Here is a 994-nt window from a genome sequence, read left to right as displayed (position 1 = left end):
ATACGCCAGTTCGGGTTAAGTTTTTCTAAAACAACTCCAACTGTCTTATATTTTCGATATGCACAGGCAATGCCTCCGGTTTGTTCTCAAAGAAGCAGTACGCTGCTAAAGCCGAACACAGGTTCATAACGAAATTGTGTATAGACCGGTGTCTTGAATGTACAAGGTTTGCCTTGTTCTTCAAGAGCTCGTTGATGCACTCGATGATATATCTCTTGCGTAGCATGATCTTGTCATACATCGGCATGAGTTTGTTCTTCATCTTTGCTTTCAATCCGTGTACAAGATGAATCCCCTGCCCGAAGAGTTGTTCAAAAAGTTCCTGCTTGATATACCCTCTGTCGGCAAAAACCTTTCCGTAGAGGACTTTTGTGAAGACTGACCATACTCGTTTATCCCTGTCATCCACGTTAGCGGGTGTGAGACAGAAGGTCATGACCTCTCCCGTGTCATTGCACAGAAAGTGTAGTTTGAAGCCGTGACACCAGCCCATCGTGCCTTTTCCACTCTTGGCGACGCCGTCGAAAACCTTGTTGAAATATCGTCTTACATTATGACATACAGGAATCATGGTGCTGTCGACGAAGCTGATTCCCGAACATTTGCCAAAGGCATACAGTTTCATGAAGGCCATCAGCTGGAAGAACACACGAGGCATCAGTTCCACGAAACGATTGTAGGATACGGCGGTGGGAAAATAGGTCTTCAAATGCTCTTTGACAAAGAACAGATAATAATGCTTGAAATTGCGGAAAGTTCCAAAATGATAGCATAACAGGATGGTCATAATCTCACTTTCAGACATACGCCCCTTGCGGTGCCGAAGATGTTTATACCCCTCGTCGGTGGGAGCTATCTGAAGGTTTTTACTCAATTCTGCATCTAAATTCTTGCAAAACTCATCTATAATACAAAAAATCTCTATAACTTTGTCGTTGGTAATCATCGCTTGTAATGTTTGTAATTATTTGATTTTCAACTATAAAGTTACGAA

Annotated in this window: 1 protein-coding gene; it reads right to left on the bottom strand. The window is 42.5% G+C overall.

The features are described 5' to 3' along the window. Positions 1-25 precede the first annotated feature (25 nt). Entirely contained in the window at positions 26-946 is a 921-nt protein-coding gene (locus JHU38_RS12265; protein WP_107581698.1) for an IS982 family transposase, read from the bottom strand. Positions 947-994 lie beyond the last annotated feature (48 nt).

Origin of the sequence: Prevotella illustrans (assembly GCF_017426725.1) — a bacterium.
GTDB classification, from domain to species: Bacteria; Bacteroidota; Bacteroidia; order Bacteroidales; family Bacteroidaceae; genus Prevotella; species Prevotella illustrans.
Note: the sequence above shows the minus strand (reverse complement) of the source record. Positions and strands in the feature narration are given on the sequence as shown.

Excerpts from the sequence above, each read along its gene's own strand:
- JHU38_RS12265 (WP_107581698.1), bottom strand. The coding sequence starts at position 946 with ATGATTACCAACGACAAAGTTATAGAGATTTTTTGTATTATAGATGAG.